This is a genomic window from Nocardia sp. NPDC057455 (assembly GCF_042802775.1).
Classification (GTDB): domain Bacteria; phylum Actinomycetota; class Actinomycetes; order Mycobacteriales; family Mycobacteriaceae; genus Nocardia.
Window position 1 is genome coordinate 1 of sequence record NZ_JBHVDM010000091.1, and the last position, 19,232, is coordinate 19,232.

The 19,232-nt window shown below is 69.5% G+C and carries 19 protein-coding genes; 10 read left to right on the forward strand and 9 right to left on the reverse strand.

Annotated elements, in window-relative coordinates:
* The coding region (locus ACFU5M_RS27815; protein ID WP_379053850.1) for an ATP-binding cassette domain-containing protein at positions 1 to 797 on the reverse strand (797 nt) is incomplete at its 3' end.
* Between ACFU5M_RS27815 and ACFU5M_RS27820 the strand changes: the two genes are divergently transcribed.
* Complete coding sequence (locus tag ACFU5M_RS27820) at positions 772 to 1,620, forward strand: LLM class flavin-dependent oxidoreductase (RefSeq protein ID WP_379053851.1); 849 nt, start codon at positions 772 to 774, stop codon at positions 1,618 to 1,620. The genes ACFU5M_RS27815 and ACFU5M_RS27820 overlap by 26 nt on opposite strands.
* Before the next feature lie 435 nt (positions 1,621 to 2,055).
* On the opposite strand, the gene ACFU5M_RS27825 is transcribed toward ACFU5M_RS27820, so the two are convergent.
* Entirely contained in the window at positions 2,056 to 2,991 is a 936-nt protein-coding gene (locus ACFU5M_RS27825; RefSeq protein WP_379053852.1) for a 4-(cytidine 5'-diphospho)-2-C-methyl-D-erythritol kinase, read from the reverse strand.
* Between the two features lie 90 nt (positions 2,992 to 3,081).
* The gene (locus tag ACFU5M_RS27830; RefSeq protein ID WP_379053853.1) at positions 3,082 to 3,834 is read right to left on the reverse strand and encodes an SDR family oxidoreductase; all 753 of its coding nucleotides are present in this window, start codon (positions 3,832 to 3,834) and stop codon (positions 3,082 to 3,084) included.
* A 76-nt stretch (positions 3,835 to 3,910) separates the two neighbouring features.
* On the opposite strand from ACFU5M_RS27830, the gene ACFU5M_RS27835 reads away from it, so the two are divergent.
* A complete protein-coding gene (locus ACFU5M_RS27835; RefSeq protein ID WP_379053854.1) occupies positions 3,911 to 4,504 on the forward strand; it encodes a TetR/AcrR family transcriptional regulator in 594 nt (197 codons plus the stop codon).
* Here the strand turns inward: ACFU5M_RS27835 and ACFU5M_RS27840 are convergent.
* Together ACFU5M_RS27840 and ACFU5M_RS27845 are read right to left on the reverse strand one after the other, a co-directional pair.
* The gene (locus ACFU5M_RS27840; protein ID WP_379053855.1) at positions 4,501 to 5,394 is read right to left on the reverse strand and encodes an Abi-alpha family protein; all 894 of its coding nucleotides are present in this window, start codon (positions 5,392 to 5,394) and stop codon (positions 4,501 to 4,503) included. The genes ACFU5M_RS27835 and ACFU5M_RS27840 overlap by 4 nt on opposite strands.
* Entirely contained in the window at positions 5,385 to 6,707 is a 1,323-nt protein-coding gene (locus ACFU5M_RS27845; RefSeq protein ID WP_379053856.1) for a hypothetical protein, read from the reverse strand. Before ACFU5M_RS27845 ends, ACFU5M_RS27840 begins: the two co-directional genes overlap by 10 nt.
* 192 nt (positions 6,708 to 6,899) lie before the next feature.
* On the opposite strand from ACFU5M_RS27845, the gene ACFU5M_RS27850 reads away from it, so the two are divergent.
* A complete protein-coding gene (locus ACFU5M_RS27850) occupies positions 6,900 to 7,778 on the forward strand; it encodes an Abi-alpha family protein (RefSeq protein ID WP_379053857.1) in 879 nt (292 codons plus the stop codon).
* A gap of 453 nt (positions 7,779 to 8,231) precedes the next feature.
* On the forward strand, positions 8,232 to 8,759 hold the full coding sequence (locus ACFU5M_RS27855; RefSeq protein ID WP_379053875.1) for a nuclear transport factor 2 family protein: 528 nt from the start codon (positions 8,232 to 8,234) through the stop codon (positions 8,757 to 8,759).
* A 1-nt stretch (position 8,760) separates the two neighbouring features.
* Here ACFU5M_RS27855 and ACFU5M_RS27860 read toward each other — a convergent pair whose 3' ends face one another.
* Positions 8,761 to 10,404 (reverse strand): peptide chain release factor 3, encoded by a 1,644-nt coding sequence (locus ACFU5M_RS27860; RefSeq protein ID WP_379053858.1) that lies wholly within the window; start codon positions 10,402 to 10,404, stop codon positions 8,761 to 8,763.
* A 302-nt stretch (positions 10,405 to 10,706) separates the two neighbouring features.
* Here ACFU5M_RS27860 and ACFU5M_RS27865 point away from each other — a divergent pair, with 302 nt between their 5' ends.
* A complete protein-coding gene (locus ACFU5M_RS27865) occupies positions 10,707 to 11,297 on the forward strand; it encodes a 50S ribosomal protein L25/general stress protein Ctc (protein ID WP_379053859.1) in 591 nt (196 codons plus the stop codon).
* Positions 11,290 to 11,877 (forward strand): aminoacyl-tRNA hydrolase, encoded by a 588-nt coding sequence (gene pth / locus ACFU5M_RS27870; protein WP_379053876.1) that lies wholly within the window; start codon positions 11,290 to 11,292, stop codon positions 11,875 to 11,877. The genes ACFU5M_RS27865 and pth overlap by 8 nt, the downstream gene beginning before the upstream one ends.
* 34 nt (positions 11,878 to 11,911) lie before the next feature.
* On the opposite strand, the gene ACFU5M_RS27875 is transcribed toward pth, so the two are convergent.
* Together ACFU5M_RS27875 and ACFU5M_RS27880 are read right to left on the reverse strand one after the other, a co-directional pair.
* Positions 11,912 to 13,564: a fatty acyl-AMP ligase gene (locus tag ACFU5M_RS27875; protein ID WP_379053860.1), complete on the reverse strand. Its 1,653-nt coding sequence runs from the start codon at positions 13,562 to 13,564 to the stop codon at positions 11,912 to 11,914.
* A gap of 97 nt (positions 13,565 to 13,661) precedes the next feature.
* Positions 13,662 to 14,333 carry a lysophospholipid acyltransferase family protein gene (locus tag ACFU5M_RS27880; protein ID WP_379053861.1) on the reverse strand — a complete coding sequence of 224 codons (672 nt, stop codon included), beginning with the start codon at positions 14,331 to 14,333 and terminating at the stop codon, positions 13,662 to 13,664.
* Positions 14,334 to 14,436: 103 nt separating this feature from the next.
* Between ACFU5M_RS27880 and ACFU5M_RS27885 the strand changes: the two genes are divergently transcribed.
* Positions 14,437 to 14,997 carry a TetR/AcrR family transcriptional regulator gene (locus ACFU5M_RS27885; RefSeq protein ID WP_379053862.1) on the forward strand — a complete coding sequence of 187 codons (561 nt, stop codon included), beginning with the start codon at positions 14,437 to 14,439 and terminating at the stop codon, positions 14,995 to 14,997.
* 28 nt (positions 14,998 to 15,025) lie between these two features.
* On the opposite strand, the gene ACFU5M_RS27890 is transcribed toward ACFU5M_RS27885, so the two are convergent.
* Entirely contained in the window at positions 15,026 to 16,216 is a 1,191-nt protein-coding gene (locus ACFU5M_RS27890) for an aminotransferase class V-fold PLP-dependent enzyme (protein ID WP_379053863.1), read from the reverse strand.
* A gap of 176 nt (positions 16,217 to 16,392) precedes the next feature.
* On the opposite strand from ACFU5M_RS27890, the gene egtA reads away from it, so the two are divergent.
* Genes egtA through egtB form a run of 3 tightly spaced genes read left to right on the forward strand, consistent with a single transcriptional unit; the run spans position 16,393 to position 19,210 of the window.
* Positions 16,393 to 17,733: an ergothioneine biosynthesis glutamate--cysteine ligase EgtA gene (egtA, locus tag ACFU5M_RS27895; RefSeq protein ID WP_379053864.1), complete on the forward strand. Its 1,341-nt coding sequence runs from the start codon at positions 16,393 to 16,395 to the stop codon at positions 17,731 to 17,733.
* On the forward strand, positions 17,730 to 17,867 hold the full coding sequence (locus ACFU5M_RS27900; protein ID WP_379053865.1) for a hypothetical protein: 138 nt from the start codon (positions 17,730 to 17,732) through the stop codon (positions 17,865 to 17,867). Before egtA ends, ACFU5M_RS27900 begins: the two co-directional genes overlap by 4 nt.
* On the forward strand, positions 17,864 to 19,210 hold the full coding sequence (gene egtB / locus ACFU5M_RS27905; protein ID WP_379053866.1) for an ergothioneine biosynthesis protein EgtB: 1,347 nt from the start codon (positions 17,864 to 17,866) through the stop codon (positions 19,208 to 19,210). The genes ACFU5M_RS27900 and egtB overlap by 4 nt, the downstream gene beginning before the upstream one ends.
* Positions 19,211 to 19,232 lie beyond the last annotated feature (22 nt).

Sequence of the window (19,232 nt, forward strand, 5' to 3'; positions counted from 1 at the left end):
CCCTCCACGTCCAGGTGGTTGGTCGGCTCGTCGAGCACCAGCAGGTCGAGTTCGCGCACCAGCGCGGCGGCGAGCGCGACCCGGCGGCGCTCGCCGCCGGAGAGATTGTCCACCGAGGTATCCATGCCGAGATCGGCGATGCCGATGCCTTCCATCACCGAGCGGATGCGTGAGTCGGCGGCCCACTCGTGTTCGGCGATCTCGTCGGTCATGGCGTCGTCGGCCAGCCCGGCCAGCACCACCGAACCGACCGTCGCGCCCGCGGGCAGCACGCCGCGCTGAGTCACCACCGCCATGCGCAGGCCGCCGAGCCTGCTGACCCGGCCGCTGTCCGGTTCCTCGATGCCGGTGAGCACCTCGAGCAGGGTGGTCTTGCCGCCGCCGTTGAGGCCGACGACGCCGATCCGTTCGCCCGCGTGCACGCCGAGCGAGACGTTGTCCAGCAGCGGCTTGACCCCGAAGCTCTTGTGGACCTGTTCGAGATTGATCAGGTTGGACATGGATCCTTCCGTGTCTTGCGGGAGCGGTCCGATGAGCGCCCCGGGCCAGCGTACCGACCGGGGCGGGGCGTCCCTTCGCCCGGCGAGCAGCGGGGGGAGCTTGCGGGACGAACAATGTTCGTTTAGATTCGTCGCTGACGAACACTGTTCGTTCATGCAACCGATCCGGCGTTCCCCAGAAGTACAGCCGCAGAGTGGGACGCCCACCTCGTCTCGAGGTGTCGGCGGGCGGCACCGTTCCCATTGCGCATCGCTTCCTCGGAGGAATCCCATGCACGTCGGCCTCGGCCTACCCATTTCCGATCCCGCCGCCCTGCTCGACTGGGCCCGCCGCGCCGACGCGGGCCCGTTCCGCACGCTCGGCCTGCTCGACCGGCTGGTCTACGACAATCCCGAACCGTTGATCGCGCTGGCCACGATCGCCGGTGCGACCAGCCGCGTCAACGTCCAGACCGAAGTGCTGCTCGCGCCGCTGCGCGACCCGGTGCTGCTCGCCAAACAGGCCGCCACGCTGGACCGGATGTCCGGCGGACGGCTGGTGCTCGGCCTCGGCGTCGGCGGTCGCGCGGACGACCACCTCGCCTCGGGCACCGAGCTGCGCACCCGCGGCCGCCGCCTCGACGAGCAACTCGCGCTCATGCGCCGCCTGTGGGCGGGAGAACCGTACGGCGACGAGTGTGGGCCGATCGGCCCTGCGCCGCTGCGCCCGGAAGGGCCCGAAATCCTGTTCGGCGGTTTCCAACCCGCCGCGCTCGAACGCGTCGGGCGCTGGGGCGGCGGCTTTCTCGCCGCCGCGCCGCCCTCCTGGGCGGGCAAACTCTTCGATACCGTGCGCCGTTCCTGGACCGACCACGGCCGATCGGGTGAGCCGAGGATTGTCGCCCAGGTCAATGTGGCTCTCGGCCCGGATCACGTGATCGAGGACGCCCGCGCGTCGATGGGCGCCTACTACGCGTTCAGCGATTACACCGAGGGCTTCCTCGCCGGAATGCTCACCACGCCCGCGCAGATCCGCACCACCATCGCGGAATTCGACGACCTCGGCGCGGACGAGGTGATGTTCTACTGCTACGGGCGCGATGCCGATCAGGTCGATCGGCTCGCGGACGCGCTGCCCTGAGCAATGCGTGGCACCGGTGGCGGGGATGTCAGGACGGCGTGCGCACAGTCCTCGAGCGAGCTGAGTCGTCCCGGTGGCCCCTCACCGGCCATGCGTTCGGTCGACGCCGCGCGGTTCGGATGCTCGGGGCCGTCAGTGGATCGTCGCGATCACCGGCGGACGGCCGATGCCGACCCGACGCGGCGGACCCCTACGGATACGCCGGTCTGGGACGGTTGTCTTCGCACTCCTGGGACCGGAGGCTTTCATGGCCGCCGAGAAGCGCGCGACCCGGCAGCGATCGGCCGGATCGCCGCTCGGCATGACCAAGCCTCGGCGGGCGGTGCGCTTCCTCCGCTTGTCGGCGGGACCGCGCAGGCGCCACCCGCCTCGGCGAGAGCGCGCTGCTGTCTGCCACGCGAGCCGAGGCGCCTCGGCATCCGCGATTCGCGGCGTTCAGTGCTTCCCGGACGGGTCGGCGCTGAGGATCCGCGCGCCCGGCACGGGTCCGCCTGCCGTCCGCACGCTGCGGCAGACGCCCGCGCCGGCGAGTTCGGCGGCCACCGAGATCGCCGATTCCTCGCTCTCGCAGAGGAACGCGCACGTGGGTCCGGAGCCGGACACCAGCCCGGCCAGCGCGCCCGCGGTGACGCCCGCGCGCAGCGTGCGGCGCAGTTCCGGCTTCAGCGATACCGCCGCCGCCTGCAGATCGTTGCCGAGCAAGGGCGCCAGCTGGTGCGGGTCGCCGGAGGCCAGCGCCTGCATCAGCTGCTGCGGCTCGCCGAGCCGAGGCGGGTCGCCGTGCTCGCGCAACCGGTCGAGCTCGGCGAACACCGCGGGGGTGGACAGGCCGCCTTTGGCGAAGGCGAGCACCCAGTGAAAGGTATTGCGCGACAGCACCGGTAGCAGGCGCTCACCGCGGCCGGTGCCGAGCGCGGTGCCGCCGTGCAGGGCGAACGGCACGTCGCTGCCGAGTTCGGCGGCCACCGCGCCCAGTTCTTCCCTGGACAGTCCCAGGTCCCACAGTTCGTTCAGCCCGACCAGCGCGGCGGCGGCGTCGGCGCTGCCGCCCGCCATGCCCCCGGCCACCGGAATGCCTTTGGCGATGGCGATTTCCACCAGGGGGGCGCGGCCGCCGAGGTGCGCGAGGCGGACCGCCGCCTTCCAGACCAGGTTCGTCCGGTCGGTCGGCACTTCCGCCGCGCCCTCTCCGGTGACCCGGACGGCCAGCGAACCCGAGGGGGAGATCTCCAGATCGTCGCTCAGCGAGAGTGCTTGGAACACCGTGGTCAGATCGTGGTAGCCGTCGGCACGCAGGTCGCCCACCCCGAGATGGAGGTTCACCTTCGACGGCGCCCGCACGGTGACGGGACTCGGCACAACTGACAGCACGGTGCTCAAGCCTAATGGGAGCGGCCGGGCGATGCCGGTCCGTAGCCCGCGCCAGGAAAAGGAACCGGAGGCGGGGCGATGCCCGGCGGGTTACAACAGCCCGCCGCCGGTGGCGTCGATCCACTGTCCGGTCACCCAGCGCGCCTCGTCGGAGGCGAGGAACCCGACCACGTCGGCCACGTCGGCGGGCTGCCCCACCCGATGCAGCGGGGACATCGCCGCCACCGCCGCCTGGCTTTCGGCGTTGCGCAGCCAGCTCGCGTTCATGTCGGTGTCGATGATGCCCGGCGCCACCGCGTTCACGGTGATCCCGCGCGCCCCGACCTCCTTGGCGAGCACGCTGGTGAAACTGTCGAGGGCGGCCTTGGTCATGGTGTAGGCGATCAGTTGCGGCATGTACGCGCCGTGGGTCAGGCCGGTGGAGATGTTGACGATCCGCCCGCCCGGTCGCAACCGGTCCAGGCCGAGGCGGGTGATGAAGAAGGGCGCTTTGGCGTTGACCGCGAAGACCCGGTCGAACGCCGCCTCGTCGGTCCCGGCGATCGGCTCCCGGATGCCGTCGATGCCCGCGTTGTTCACCAAAATGTCCAGGCCGTCGGCGTGCGCGTCGAAGGCTGCCCACAGCGCTTCGGCGTCACCCGGGACGCCCAGTTCGGCTCGAATCGCGAAGGCCGCGCCGCCCTGTGCCTCGATCGCGGCCACGGTCGCCTTCGCCGCCTGCTCGTCGCCGTTGTAGTGCACCGCCACCCGTGCGCCGTCGCGAGCCAATCGTTCGGCTATCGCCCGGCCGATGCCCCGGCTGCTTCCGGTGACCAGTGCCGTCTTGCCCGTCAGTGCGCCCATCACGGGTACCTTTCTCTAGCGGTCGCTACAGAAAGAAAGGTAGCACATTCTCTAGTGACCGCTATAAAATTGTGGCATGAGTACCACGACCCGAGGGCGGCCCCGGTCCTTCGACCGGGACGCGGCGCTGGAGAAGGCCATGCGGCTGTTCTGGGAACGCGGGTACGAGGCCACTTCGATCGGTGACCTGACCGCGGCGATGGGTATCGGCGCGCCCAGCCTGTACGCGGCGTTCGGGGACAAGAAGACGTTGTTCGCCGAGGTCGTCGCGAAGTTCGGCGCGCACTACGGCGGATTCGTCACGCGGGCGCTCGACGAGGAGCGCACCGCCGACGCGGCGGTCCGGCGCATCCTGCGCGAGGCGGCGGTCGAGTACACCCGGCCGGAGTGCCCGCACGGCTGCCTGGTGATCAGCGCGGGCGTGAACACCACGAGCGCCGAGATCGCCGATTCCTTGCGCGATATGCGCAACCGGAACGTCGACGCGTTCGCCGCGCGCATCCAGGCCGATATCGACGCGGGCGTCCTGCCGGACGGCCTGGACGCGCGCACGCTGGCCCGCTATGTCGGCACGGTGATGCAGGGAATGTCCCAGGCGGCCCGGGACGGCGCGAGCCGGGCCGAATTGGAGCGGGTGGCCGAACTCGCGCTGCGCGGCTGGGAACCCTAGTGTCCCGAGGCGCGTCCGTCCTGCACCACCACGGGCAAACAGGTGCGCACGAAGTCCGCCCCGAAGTCGGTGAGCGCGACGCTCCGATAGATCACCTTGGTGCCGAAGCCGGACCGCTTCAGCATCTCCCGCACCGGTGACTGCGCCTCCAGCAGTTGATACCGGTTCGGGTTGCCTACCGGTTCGCGCGTGTGCTCGATCAGGCCCAGTCTGCGCAGGTTGGTCAGGTACTGCTGGATCCGGTTGGGGAAGCGCAGCCCGGCGTGCTCACCGATCAGGGTGAGCATCGAGCCGAGGCGTTCGGAGCCGAGCGCGCGCGGGCGTCCGGTGCGGATGTCGATCGAGGGCTGCGGACCGTCCAGATGCAGGAAACGCAGGATGCGCGCCTCGTCGGGGGTCAGTTCGGCGAGCATGCCGGCGAAGGCCGGGTGGTTGTCGTCCTCGCCGTGCGGGCTGGCCGACAACCGCAACAGCGCGGCGCCCTGCTCGCGCAGCGTCGGCACGGCGTCCGGCGCGGGCGGTTGCGCGGTGGCGGGCAGGCCGAGCGCTTTGCGCATGGCGTCACGGACTTCGGACTCCGCCTCGGCCAGCACTTCTCGCGGCGGGGCTCCCTCGATGCTGCGCCGCACGACGGTCGAGGTGACGTCGACCGCGGTGCCGACTCCCCAGGATGTCACCCCCGTGACGGCGGTCCACGCGACCCGGGCGACGCCCGTCGCGGCACGCACAGTGGCCACGGGAACCGTTACCCGTCTTCTCGATTCGTCGGTGTACGCGATGTCCGAGGCCGGCCGGCGGGCGATCTCCTGCGCGGGCTCGGCATTCGCCGCCGCCGCGTCGAGGTGCTCGACGGCCTCGATATCACCGTCGTCCGGACTCGCTACAGCCATGATGTCGCCACTCCCGTTCCGAAGATCAGGATATGAGCGTATCCGGCGAAGAGCCCCAGCACGCCGCCATGGACGAAAAGGAGCCATTCATCCTGCTTGATGGCCGCGCGAAGCATGTCGACGAAGTCCGGCGGCGACAACATCGCCATCTGCCTGGCGATGTATTCGTTGATCTGCCTGCCCTGGCGGACGTTGAACTCCGGGTCGGCGAACGCGATCGGCGCGATGGCCATGGCTTCGCTGGTGAACGTCGATTGCAGCGAGTCGTATTCGCGGCTGCCGAGCATGAACTTGACCGCAGGGCGCGCGGGGCCGAGCGCGCGATCGGCGGCCGGGCGCAGCGTGTCCTCCAGCATCTGCATGGTGCGATCCGAGCGCGGGCCGTTGAGCAGTTCGTCGCCGATATTCGCCACGGTGATCACCTGGCTGGAAACCAATTCCGCGTATCCGTCGGTGATTTCGGACTTGCGTTTGATCAGCAGGCCCTGCCGCCACGGGACCCACCACTTCGGATATGCGGGCGCGAAGATCATATTGATGCCGATCCAGTTGACCACCCAGCCGATGATCACGCCGCCGATCGGCAGCACGACCAAGCTGGACAAGCCGGTCAGATGCAGGACGACGACCAGCAGCACACCCATCGGCGCGCCGAAGTAGAAACCGAAGTTCTGCATGAATCGCAGTTCCTTCGCGCCGAGCACTTGGAACAGCGTGTTGAGCAGATGCGGCCGGGCCTGGAAGTAGCGGATCACCATCTGCTTCACATCGAGCAGCTGATCGATATTCGCGCCCAATTCCTCGGTCAGCTCGCGCAGGATCTCCGGCAACTGCTGGCGCACCCTGGCGTGCACCATGTCGCGCACCTGGGCGGGCAGGTTGTACCAGAGTTGGGGATGCTCGCGGCGCAGGATGTCCTCGACGATGTCCTTGATCTGCGCGTCGGCGATGCTTGTGAGATGCTCGGCCAGCTTGTCCGGCTCGAGTTCCCGGTAGAAGTCGGCGACGCTGCCGAGTTTGGCCAGGCCCTTGTCGACCGCGATGCTGGCCATCTTGTCGGCGCGGGACGGGACGATGCCCTGCCATCCGAACCGGCCGTCGTAGCTGAGCAGCGGGAGGACCTGAATTCGCTTGGGCAGGAATGGATAGAGTGCGCGCAGGCCGGGAACTCGGACGCCGTGGAAGGCGACCGGCTTGAACAGCATGAGCACGCCGGTCCAGTTGGTGATGTAGCCGATGACGCCGGTGAAAAGCGGTATGGTCACGAGCTCGAGGAGGATCGTGGGGTGGATTCCGAAAACGCTCTCTAACACGACACCCTCCTGCCGATACACCGGTGATCGCCGCCTCACCGGCACCCAAAACTAGCACCCCCTCGTTGAAGAAACCCTATTGTGCGCCGCGTGCCGGTCGCACTGTCCGAGTCAGGCGGTGCGAATGACCCGCGACACAAGGGGAAGTAATCTGTGGAGCGGATTCGTTCCCCCGGCGATATCGGAGAAAACGTGGCAGACGACAGGACCGGACAGGACGTGGCCCGGCCAGGTTCCCGCGCCGTCGAGCGCAGTTCGGATGTCGAACAGCGGCAGATCAGCAATGAGGCACGGCTGATCCGCGGCGTGTTCCGCGCGGCAGGCGTGGCCGCGGGCACCGTTGTGCGCGGAAGCCAATGGGCGATGGGCACGACCTACGAGGTCACCAGGGAGATCACCCAGGCCGCGCTGGACGGGGAGTCCTCGGCCGAGATCGCCGAGCGAACCGGAAACGCGTTGCGGTCCATCGCCCGCAGTGCGCTCGGCGTCACCGAGGGCTCGGTCCGGGAGATCGTCAGCTACGTCCCGACCTCCAACGGCACCACCTCGCAGCAGCCGCTGGCCGTCGGCCCCTACCTGCGCTCGGCCAGCACCGAGGAATTGCGCCGCCGCGGCGACGCGCTGCTGGCCAGGTCCGCCGACGTCTATTTCACCGAGGACGTGCACCCGGCCTACGACCGCATCCTCGACGAAATCGCTCCCGACGAGGCGCGCATCCTGCGCTTCATGGCGCTCAACGGCCCGCAGCCGTCGGTCGACGTGCGCACCAACCGGCCGCTCGGGATCGGCTCGGAACTGGTGCAGGGCGATTTGACCTCGGTGCCCGAGCAGGCCGGCGTGCGCTATCCCGACCGCGCGCGGTCCTACCTGATCAACCTCAACCGCCTCGGGTTGACGCTGACCTCGGACGATCCGGTGGTGCTGAGCCGGTACATGGTGCTGGAGGTGCAGCCGGTGGTGGAGGCGGCGCTGAAGAAGGCGGGCCGGGCGCCGAAGATCGTCCGCAAGAGTCTCCGGCTGACCGAGTTCGGCGAGGATTTCTGCCGCACCTGCTTCACGATCGGAAGCTGACGCCGAAGTTGATCTTCGCCGGAGTGTTCCGGTCGCCGTCATAGCAATCTGATACAACTCTCCCAATCCGGCACTCGGGATGGGATTGTTGAGGGTATGGATCAGCGAACCGGCGGGCAGGGGCGCGGCGACCCAGGATTGGGCATCGCTGGGCAAGTGCGTAACGACCGGGGCACGGGCTCCGGTGGGCCGCAGCGCGACGACCCGGGATTCCCCCCGGGACGCCAGGAGCGCGGCGGGGTTGACATCGATTCCGGCCGACCGGAGCAAGACGAACGCGACTTCGATCCGGTGGGAGCGAGCCCGGACCGTGGCCGGCGGGCGACGAGCGCCGGTGAACGGGATCCCGACGACCGAGACGCCGATGACCGGCTGCGCTTCGACGCGGGACCCATCGACTTCGGGCAAGTGCGCGACGATCCGCGGTCGGGCCGCGGCCGTGACGAGCGGGAGCTGGACGACGTCTCCGCGATCTCCCGGCTGAAGTACCGGTACCTGCGCACCCTCGACACCAAGTCCTGGGATGATTTCGCCGACACCATGGTGCCCGAGGCGACCGCGACCTACAGCGAATATCTGCAGTTCGAATCGCGTGAGGCGTTCATCGCGTTCATGCGCAACACACTCGGGCCGCACGTGATCACCGAGCATCGCTGCGACCACCCGGAGATCGATGTGGACGGCGACACCGCGACCGGTACGTGGTACCTCGCCGACACGGTCCTCATTCCGGGCCACAACATGCTGCTGCGCGGTGCGGCCTTCTACACCGACCGCTACGTCCGGTGCGACGACGGACGCTGGCGGATCTCGCATACCGGCTACGAGCGCACCTACGAAGTGGTGCTCTCCCTCAGCGACCTGCCCAGCCTGCGGCTGACCTCGAGCCGCTGGGGACTGATCGCCAAAGAAGACGGCATCGCTTCGATCGAACGCGACCCCGAGGCCCCGCCGATGCGGCCGGGCTCCGAGGCCGGCTGACTCAGTCGGCGGTAGCCACCAGGGGCTCCAAGGTCAGCGCCGGGTGCTCCTTCTCGATGTATTGCAGCCGCCATTTATCGCTGAACAGCGCGAGCAGCGCACCGTCTGAGCGGGTGAACACCTCCACCCCGCGCTGCCGCCCGAGTTCGTCCGACGACGCGGCATCGGTGCGCCGGGCCAGCGTGTAGCCGAGGTGCTCCATCGTGGTCTCGACGTTGAACTCCGTGAGCATGCGCGCGGTCACCACTTCGAACTGCATCGGGCCGACGGCCGCAAGGACCGGAGCGGCGTCGCCGCGGATGTCGTTGCGCAGCACCTGCACGACGCCCTCGGAGTCGAGCTGATCCATGGCCTTGCGGAACTGCTTGTACTTGCCCGCGCTCCGAGCCCGCAGTACGGCGAAATGCTCGGGTGCGAACGACGGGATCGGCGGGAACTCCACCTTCTTGTCCACGAACAGCGTGTGCCCAGGCGCCAGCGCCGTCGCGTTGACCAGACCGACGACGTCACCCGGGTAGGCGGTGTCGACGGTGGCGCGCTCGCGGCCGAAGACGGTCAGCGCGTACTTGGTGGCGAATGGACGCCCGGTCTGCGCGTGAGTGACCACCATGCCGCGTTCGAACTCGCCCGACACGATCCGCATGAACGCGAGCCGGTCCCGGTGGGCGGCGTCCATGCCCGCCTGCACCTTGAACACCACCGCGCTGAACGGGTCGCCGGTCTCGCGCGGCTTGCCCTCCACGTCGCGGCGCGGACCAGGGGCGGGCGCGAGCGCCACCAGCGTCTCCAACAGCTGCCGCACGCCGAAGTTCAGCATCGCGGAGGCGTAGATGACCGGTGAGGTCTGCCCGGCGAGGAACAATTCCTGGTCGTGGTCCTGGCCGGTGGCCGAGAGCAGTTCGCTCTCCTCCGCGGCGGTGGTCCACGGCGAGCCCTCGCGCGCCTCGGCGGCCTCCGGAGTGAGCGACTCCTCCGGCGCGATGGTCGCACCGCCCGCGGTGCGGGTGAAGTGGATGTACTCGAGCGCGGCGCCGTCCGGGCCGCGGCGCAGCAGGCCGCGGAAATCTCCCGCGATGCCGACCGGGAGGAACAGCGGAGTGGGGGTGAGGCCGATCCGCTCGTCGATCTCGTCGAGCAGTTCCAGCGGCGCCCGGCCCGGCCGGTCCCATTTGTTGATCACGGTGATCACCGGGATGCCGCGGTGGCGGCAGACCTGGAACAGCTTCAGCGTCTGCGGCTCCAGCCCCTTCGCCGCGTCGATCAGCATCACCGCGGCGTCCACCGCGGTGAGCACCCGGTAGGTGTCCTCGGAGAAATCGGAGTGGCCGGGGGTGTCCACCAGATTGATGACGCTGTCGACGTCGGACCCAGCGGCGCGGTAGTTGAACTGCAGCGCGGTCGAGCTGACCGAGATGCCGCGCGCCTTCTCCATCTCCATCCAGTCCGAGACCGTGGACTTGCGCCCGGCCTTGCCGTGGATCGCGCCCGCCTCGGAGATCATCCTGGCGTGCAGGGCGAGCGCCTCGGTGAGCGTGGACTTGCCGGCGTCGGGGTGGGAGATCACCGCGAACGTGCGCCGGCGGGCTACCTCGCCGGACAGCCCGCGGGGTGCGGGCGCGACAACACCCTCAGGGGAGGCGCTCAACGCAAGACAACCTTTCGCAGACGACCGATCGGCAACCACGCCAGCGTACGCGACTCGCTCGAGCGCGAGCCGAACCGCCGGTGACCACCCGATTCAAAGAGCACCCTGGCGCTGGGGTATGGTGTTCGGGTTGTCTCGGCGAGGGTGACCGCAGACCAGTTTTGCGGCACCGTGATCGACGCGGCTCGGCTTCCGGCCGTCCTCGTTCGGTCTTCGCCCCGACGAGTAGACCCCCCGTCAGGTGTGCGAAACCCCTGACGTGTAATTGACAGCCCGGAAGAGCCGTAGGAGTAGATCCAGTCATGTCCGACGTCAACCTTCTCGAAGCAAGCGTACGCACCGAGTTCGGCAAGGGCGCCGCCCGCCGGACCCGTCGTGCGGGCAACGTCCCGGCCGTGCTGTACGGCCACCAGGCCGACCCGCAGCACCTGTCGGTGAACGCCCAGGCCTTCGCCGCCATCCTGCGTGAGCACGGCACCAACGCGGTGCTGAACCTCGTCATCGATGGTCAGAAGCAGCTCGCGCTGACCAAGTCCGTTGTGGTGCACCCGATCCGCCGCTACATCGAGCACGCCGACCTGCTGATCATCAAGCGCGGCGAGAAGGTCACCGCCGACGTGAACGTCACCGTCTCCGGCGACGCCGCCCCCGGCACCCTGGTCACCCAGGAAGCCAACACCGTCTCCATCTTGGCCGACGCGATGAAGCTGCCCGAGGCCATCGATGTCTCCGTCGAGGGCATCGAGGCGGGCACCCAGATCTCCGCCGGCGAGCTGCAGCTGCCCGCGGGCGTCGAGCTGGCCGTCGATGCGGAGACCCTGATCGTCAACGTGATCGCCGCCCCGGCCGCCGAGCCCGTCGAGGGCGAGGCCGAGGGCGAGAGCGCTGAGTAGCAGCGAATCGCCCGCCGGGCCCGCGCTCGTCGTCGGACTGGGCAACCCCGGTCCCGAATACGAGCGCACCCGGCACAATGTCGGTTTCCTGGTCGCCGACGTGCTCGCCGAGCGCGTCGGCGGCCGTTTCGGTGTGCACAAGAAATCCGGCGCCGACCTGCTGCAGGCGCGGCTGGACGGGCGGCAGGTGCTGATCGCGAAGCCGCGGTCGTTCATGAACCTGTCCGGGCGGCCGGTGGCCGCGCTGGCGAGGTTCTTCTCCGTGCCGCCGACCGAGGTGATCGTCGTGCACGACGAACTCGACCTGCCGTTCGGCGCGATTCGGCTCAAGCGCGGCGGCGGCGAGGGCGGGCACAACGGTCTTCGCTCCGTCTCCAGCGCCCTGACCACCAAGGACTACCTGCGCACCCGCATCGGCATCGGCCGCCCGCCGGGCCGCCAGGATCCGGCCGACTACGTGCTGAAGCCGTTTTCCGCGCCGGAGCGCAAAGAGGTCCCGGTGATCGTCGAACAGGCCGCCGACGCGGTGGAGCTGCTGGTGCGCGTGGGTCTGGAGACCGCGCAGAACCAATTGCACTGAGCGACCTCGCTCGGTGCGCGGTGCGCCCTCCCGATCAGCCGCGCGGCAGATGGATCGCGGTCGCTGCTCTGCGCAGTTTGCCGGATGAGGTCTTCGGCAGTGCGCCGGGGCCGAGCACGGCGACGGTGCGCGGCCGCGCACCGACCTCCGCGAACACCGCGTGCACGATCTCGCGCTCGATGCGCTTGACCTCCTCGGGGTCCTGGTGACTGCCGCTCTCCACCACCACGGCGAAACTCTCCCGCTTCTGGCCCGCGTCCAGGCGCACCGCCACCGCGTTGCCGGGCCGCACGCCGCTCACCCTGGTCGCGGCGCGCTCGATGTCGGTGGGGTAGATGTTGCGGCCGCCCATGATGATCACGTCCTTCATCCGGCCGCACACCACGATCAGCCCCTCGTCGGTGAAGTAACCGATGTCGCCGGTGTCCAGCCAGCCCTCGGCGTCCTGAGCCGGTTGAAATCCGTCCACCGTCACATACCCGGAAGTGACCGCGGGACCGCGCAATTCGATGACGCCCACCGACCGGGCGGGCAGCGGTTGACGTTCGCTGTCGACGATCCGGCCCTCCAGATGGTCGACCAGATAGCCGAGGGTGGGCAGTCTGCGGATGTTGGCGGGCTGGCCGTGCTCCTCCGGCACGGGCACCGCCTTGCCGATCGCCTCGAGCAGATCGGCATCGATCACGTCGAGCACCTGTCCGTGGCCCGCGTCGGGGATCGACACCGCGAGCGTGGTCTCGGCCATGCCGTAGACCGGAGTGAGCGCCATCGGGTTGAGCCCGAAGCGTTTCCCGGCAGCGGCCAAGGCGTCCATGGTGTCCGGGTCCACCGGTTCGGCGCCGTTCCACATGTAGCGCACGCTGCTGAGGTCGAACGCGCCGTCGTCGGCCTGCCGCAGCCGCCGGGCCAGCAGCGAGTAGGCGAAGTTCGGTGCGGCGGTGACGGTTCCGCGGTACCTGCCGATCAGCTCGGCCCACAGCAGCGGCCTGGTGAGGAAGTCCATCGGCGTCACGCACACCACCTCGGCGCCGAATTGCATGGGGACGCTGAGGAAGCCGACCATGCCCATGTCGTGGAACAGGGGCAGCCAGCTGACCATCACGTCGTCGTCGAGCTGGAACTTCACCCGGTCGAACATGGCGTGGGCGTTGACGAAGAAGTTCTCGTGCGTGATCCGCACCGCCTTGGGGGAGCCGGTGGAACCGGAGGTCAACTGCTGCAACGCGATATCGCCCTCGACGGTCGGCACCGGATCGGTGTCGGGACCGCCCGGCAGCTGGTCGATGCGCACCACGGTGATGCCGCGTTCGCGCAGCAGCGGCTCGGCCGCCTCGAACGGCGCGCCGAGCACGACCGCGCGCGCTTCGATCATGGTCAACACGGTCTCGGTGTCGCGTGCCCAGACCAGCAGATCGGTGCGTGGAGTCGGTTGGTGCAGCATGGTGATCGACGCGCCGCGCATCCAGACGGCCTGGCAGGCCGGGGCGATGTCGATCGGCAGGCCCGCGAGCACGCCGACCGCGTCGCCGTGCCCGATGCCCGCTTCGGCCAGCCCGCCCGCCATGCGCCGGGCGATCCGGTGGATTTCGGCCCAGGTGCGCCGCAGCGGGGCGCCGGGCTCACCGGTCACCAATCCGCGCTCGGAAATTTGCGCCGTGGCATACATTTCGTCGGTGAACCTGCTCAACGTTCATCTCCTAACCACCAGCTGTCGCCGGGAACCGGCCTCCCCCAACTATCCCGCCTTCGCGGGGCGGCGTTAACCCCCTTTCTGGGGGCCCAGGTCACAGCGACGACGCGGCGGTCCGAAAGGTAGCCGCGTAGCGATCGACGTAGCACCGGCCCGAGCGTTCGGCCAGCTCGCGCATCAGCTCGTCGGTGGCGGCGCGCACCATGTGGCGCTGCTCGGCGGGCGGGTAGCGGCGCGCCGCCCCGAACTCGATGCGCACTTTGCCGAAACGCGGCAGACGGCTTCCGCGCGGATTCACCCGGTCGGTGCCGGAGAGCGTCACCGGAACGACCGGCGCGCCGGTGGCCATGGCGACCCGTAAGGTGCCGGTGCGGCCCCGGTAGATCCGTCCGTCCGGTGAACGGGTGCCTTCGGGATGGATCGCCCAGACCCCGCCCGTTTCCAGGATGCGGGTGGCGGCGGCCAGTGCGCCCGCGGCCGCGTCGCCGCCCGTCCGATCCACCGGCACCTGTCCGGAGGCCGAGTAGAACCACCGATTGAACCGGCCGCGCAGGCCCTTCCCGGTGAAGTACTCCTGCTTCGCCAGGAACGTGACACGCCGGGGCACGACCAGCGCGAGGTAGAGCGAGTCGATCACGGCGAGGTGATTGGCCGCGATGATCACCGGTCCGGTGCGCGGGATGTTCTCCAGCCCTGCGACATCGGGCCTGCCGAGCAGCCGCAGCAGCGGACCGAGCAGCACGTACTTGAACAGCGGGTACCACATGAAGACCTCCGTAGTTTGAGCGTAGACATTGTCTACCGCAATGCGTAGACAGTGTCTACGCGTGCCGTTCGATCTTGTCGTGGCAGGTGTGGACAATGTCCGCATGGCCGAGAGCGAGTCGCTACGAGATCGACTGGTCGACGTCGGCGTCGAACTGCTCGAAGAGGTCGGCGCCGCGCACCTGGGGTTGCGCGCGATCACCCGGGCGGCGGGCGTCTCGCACGGTGCGCCGCGGCGCTACTTCCCGACTCACCGCGCACTGCTCGCCGCCATCGCAGCGCGGGGATTCGCCGACCTCGCCGCCCTCTTCACGGCGGTGGACGCCGAGTCTCCGCGCGAGCGTCTCGCGCGGATGAGCGACGGGTACATCGCGTTCGCCGCGCGGCGGCCGGAGATGTTCGCCCTGATGTTCCGGCACGATCTGCTCGAAGGCTCAGGCGAGAATCTGCGGTCGGTCACCCTGCCGCTGTTCGCGCGGTTCGCCGAACTAATCGGCGCGGCGGCCGCATCGGGCGCGCCCGATCCGCGCGACCGCGCGACCGCCCTGTGGACCAATCTGCACGGCATCGCCACCGCGCAGGCCAATCGCAGCCTGCGTCTGGTCGCACCGGGCGCCGACGTGGGGGCGCTGGTGGCCAGGGCACTCGCCGTGCACCTGGCCTGACTGTTCCGGAGCGTTGGGCGCCCCTCGCTCAGGCGCGCAGTTCCGCCACCGCGGCGACGAAGCGATCGAGTTCGTCGAAGCCGACGAAGCAGTGCGGCGAGGCGCGCACGACGGAGGCGAGGCCGCGGCCGGTCATATCCAGCAGGGTCGAACCGGCGTGGCTGACCGTGACCGTGATGTCCTGCGCGAGCAGTCGGTCGCGCACCGCGACGGAGTCGAAGCCGTCCACGGTGAACGACACGATGCCGCTGTGCCGGATACCGAGGTCGCGCACGGTCACGCCGGGAATCTCCGGCAGCGCCTTGCGCAGGTGCTCGGCGCGGGCCGCGATCGCGGCGTAGACGTCTTCCGGGCCCAGTTCGAGCAGGTAGCGCACGGCGGCGCCCAGGCCGAGCCGGCCCGCGACATCGCACTCCCAGAACTCGAAGCGGCTGGCATCGGGCGCGAGCCGGTAGTCGTGCGGGCCGGTCCATTCCGCGCCGTGCAGGTCGAGCCGTGCGGGTTCCATCGAGCGCGCCAACTCCGGGCGCAGGTAGAGAAACCCGGTGCCGCGCGGGCCGCGCAGCCACTTGCGGCCGGTGGCCGACAAGGCGTCCACGCCGAGTTCGGCCACGTCCAGGGGCAGCTGCCCGGCGGACTGGCAGGCATCAAGCAGCACCAGCGCCCCGACCGAGTGCGCGATCCGGGTGGCCTCGGCGGCCGGGTTCACCAGCCCGCCGTTGGTCGGTGCGTGCAGTACCGAGACCAGCTTGACGCGTTCGTCGACCAGCGCCGCCAGCGCGTCCAAGTCGATCTGCCCGGTGCCGTCGCTGGGGATCTTCTCCACCGTGGCGCCGGTGGCGCGGGCCCGCTGCAGCGCGGCGATGGCATTGCTGGCGTAGTCCGCCTCGGAGACGAGGATGCGGTCGCCCGCGGTGAGCGGGACCGAGTAGAAGAAGTCCGCCCAGGAGCGCGTGGCGCTGTCACTGAGCGCGATGCTCTCGGGCGCGGCGTTGATCAGTTCGCCGATGGCGGTCTTGACATCGGCCAGATCATCGAGCCGTTCGTTCGCGGCGCGATAGCCGCCGATCTCCGCTTCCCTGCGCAGATGCGCGACGACGGTGTCGGTGACGACCCGAGGTGGCAGCGACGATCCGGCGCTGTCGAGGAAGACGGTTCCAGGTCCGGGCCCCGGCGCGCATCCGGGAGTGTCGGCTCGTACGCGATCGTCATCCAACATGGAGCCGACCTTATCGGGTGCATTGTTCGGCTTCATGTCGGTTTCTTGTCGGTCGGCGTCGCTACGCTGGATGGATCGCCGCACACGAATTTCGGCCGGGGAGTGGAATACCACCGCGCAGAATGGCGATATCCGAAGAGCAGCGGACTACGTCCCGGAGCCCACTGGAGGTTGGCATGGCGGTCACGCTCGAGAGTCCTGAGTCGGCCGGGTGTGCCACCGAGCAGGGAGAACTGTCCTCCCGCGCGGCGGCGGAAGCATATATCGGCGGGGTGTGCTTCAAACTCGGGCCACCCGCGCTGATCGGCGCCGAACTCGAATGGCTCACGGTGCAGGGTGAGTGTTCGGTGTCGGGTCCTTCGGCCGCTCCGCGCCCCCAGCTGTCCGCCTTGGCGGACGCTCTCGGACCGTACGCACCACGGTCCATCGCCCCTGATTCGCCGGCGCTCGCTCTGCCGGGGGGCAGCCGGGTCACTTTGGAACCCGGCGGTCAGATCGAACTCTCCAGCGCTCCCTACGGCGCTGCCGCGCAGTTGTGTGATCGGTTGCGCGATGATGCCCGCCTGTTGCGGGAACTTCTCGAATCCCGGTCCATCCGCCCCGTTTCCGTCGCCGCGGACGCGGACCGCCGCCCCAAACGCTTGCTTCAGCTGCCGCGCTATCGCGCGATGGAGCGCTCCTTCGGCGGTATCGGGCCATTCGGCAAACTGATGATGTGCAATACCGCGGCCACCCAGGTCAGCGTAGACGCGGGTGCCGACCGCGCGGACGTCACCGCGCGCTGGACCGCCTTGTACGCCGTAGGCCCCGCGCTGCTGGCCGCCTTCGCGTGTTCACCCGCCCTGCGTGGCGCGCCGCCGGGAGCATGGGCGTCGCAACGCATGCGAGCCTGGTTGCGGCTGGACAACATGCGCACCCGCCCGCCGGTGCTGGACTGGACCGACCCGATCGCCGCGTACGGCAGGTGGGCGCTGGACGTGCCGCTGCTGTGCGTGCGCCGACCGGACGGGGTCGCCGAACGCGGTGACGGCGACTGCGCGGAATGGTCCGCACCGCCCGGCGCGACATTCGCCGACTGGCTGTCCGGCGCGCTGGACGACGAGGTCGGCCGCCGCCCCGACATCGGCGATCTCGACTATCACCTGACCACGCTGTTCCCGCCGGTGCGCGCCTCGGGCCACCTCGAGGTCCGCTACATCGACGCCCAGCCCGGCGATGCGTGGACCGTGCCGGTGCACGTGATCGACGCGCTCATGTCCAGCCCGGCGGTAGTCGCGGAGGCGAACTCGATCGCCGCGCCGCTGGCCGGCCGCTGGGTCGATGCCGCCCGCTACGGATTGGCGGATCCGGACATCCGGGCCGGTGCGGTCGCCCTGCTACGGCTGGCGGCCGAACACACCGCGACCGACGCCGCGGCCCGCGCCGTGGAATCCGCCGCGGAACGATGTCGGCACGGTCGCACCCCGACCGAGGACGACATCGAGAACAGCCCGGAGCCTCCGGAAGCCGCTCCGTGACCGGCAATCAGCCGCGCTTCCCCGACGGCGACCCGGTCGACCGGACCGGCGTACGCCGAATCGCCCCCGACGGCATCGAGTCCCGCAGCCGCGCCGACGCCGATCAGCACGACCCTCGGAGACGTTTCCTGTGACCACTTCCCATCCCGCCCACACCGACAACTCCGGCATCGAACAGCTCCGTGACCGGATCGCCGAGGTGCTCACGCGCACCCGGCAGCGCACCCTCACCCTCACCGACTGCCTCGACGAAGCCGAACTGGTGGCCCAGCATTCGCGATTGATGAGCCCGCTGGTCTGGGACCTCGCGCACATCGGCAATCAGGAAGAACTCTGGCTCGTGCGCGACGTCGGCGGCCGCGACGCGGTGCGCGCCGACATCGACGAACTCTACGACGCCTTCAAACACGCCCGCGCGAACCGGCCCGAGTTACCGCTGCTCGATCCCGGCCAGGCTCGCGACTACGTCGGCACCGTGCGCGACAAGACCTGGGATGTGCTGGAGCGCAACAGCCTACGAGGTGGTCCGCTGATCGACGACGGGTTCGCGTTCGGCATGATCGCCCAGCACGAGCAGCAGCACGACGAGACCATGCTGGCCACCCATCAGTTGCGCGCAGGCGCCGCCGTGCTCGCCGCGGCGGCCGCACCGACCGTCGCGGCGCCGGTCACCGGGGAAATCGTCATTCCCGCAGGCGAGTTCACCATGGGCACCTCGACCGACGCGTGGGCGCTGGACAACGAGCGCCCCGCCCATCGGGTCCGGGTGCCGGGCTTCGCGATCGACGCCGCGCCGGTGACCAACGAGCAGTACCTGGCTTTCATCGACGACGGCGGCTACACACGGCCGGAACTCTGGTCCGAACGCGGTTGGGCGCATCGCACCGACGCGAGCCTGGTGGCGCCGCAGTTCTGGGAGCGTGATCCGTCCGGGCGCTGGTGGCGGCGGGTGTTCGGGGTGATGACACCGCTGCGGCCGCGACAGCCGGTCGTGCACGTGTGCTGGTTCGAGGCCGAGGCCTACGCGAACTGGGCGGGTAAGCGCCTGCCCACCGAAGCGGAGTGGGAGAAGGCGGCCAGGTTCGATCCGGCCACCGGCGCATCGCGCCGTTTCCCCTGGGGCGACGCCGATCCCGACGCGACCACCGCGAACCTCGGGCAGCGGCATCTGGAGCCCGCCGAGGTCGGCGCGTATCCGGCCGGCGCGTCTTCCGCGGGCGTGCACCAGCTGATCGGTGACGTGTGGGAATGGACCGCTTCGGGTTTCGAGCCGTATCCGGGCTTTCACGCGTTCCCGTACCGGGAGTACTCCGAGGTGTTCTTCGGTGGCGATTACCGTGTGCTGCGCGGCGGTTCGTTCGGCACCGATCCGGTGGCGTGCCGGGGTACCTTCCGCAACTGGGACCATCCGATCCGCCGCCAGATCTTCGCCGGGTTCCGCCTGGCGCGGGACCTGCGCCCGGGAGAAGGCGAGTGAGCGACGCGCGACACCCCGGACG

Coding starts and splice junctions, on each gene's coding strand:
- ACFU5M_RS27840 (WP_379053855.1), bottom strand. CDS start 5,394: ATGGCTGTAGCGAGTCCGGACGACGGTGATATCGAGGCCGTCGAGCAC.
- ACFU5M_RS27820 (WP_379053851.1), top strand. CDS start 772: ATGCACGTCGGCCTCGGCCTACCCATTTCCGATCCCGCCGCCCTGCTC.
- ACFU5M_RS27880 (WP_379053861.1), bottom strand. CDS start 14,333: ATGTGGTACCCGCTGTTCAAGTACGTGCTGCTCGGTCCGCTGCTGCGG.
- ACFU5M_RS27830 (WP_379053853.1), bottom strand. CDS start 3,834: ATGGGCGCACTGACGGGCAAGACGGCACTGGTCACCGGAAGCAGCCGG.
- ACFU5M_RS27890 (WP_379053863.1), bottom strand. CDS start 16,216: ATGTTGGATGACGATCGCGTACGAGCCGACACTCCCGGATGCGCGCCG.
- egtA (WP_379053864.1), top strand. CDS start 16,393: ATGGCGGTCACGCTCGAGAGTCCTGAGTCGGCCGGGTGTGCCACCGAG.
- ACFU5M_RS27865 (WP_379053859.1), top strand. CDS start 10,707: ATGTCCGACGTCAACCTTCTCGAAGCAAGCGTACGCACCGAGTTCGGC.
- ACFU5M_RS27835 (WP_379053854.1), top strand. CDS start 3,911: ATGAGTACCACGACCCGAGGGCGGCCCCGGTCCTTCGACCGGGACGCG.
- ACFU5M_RS27885 (WP_379053862.1), top strand. CDS start 14,437: ATGGCCGAGAGCGAGTCGCTACGAGATCGACTGGTCGACGTCGGCGTC.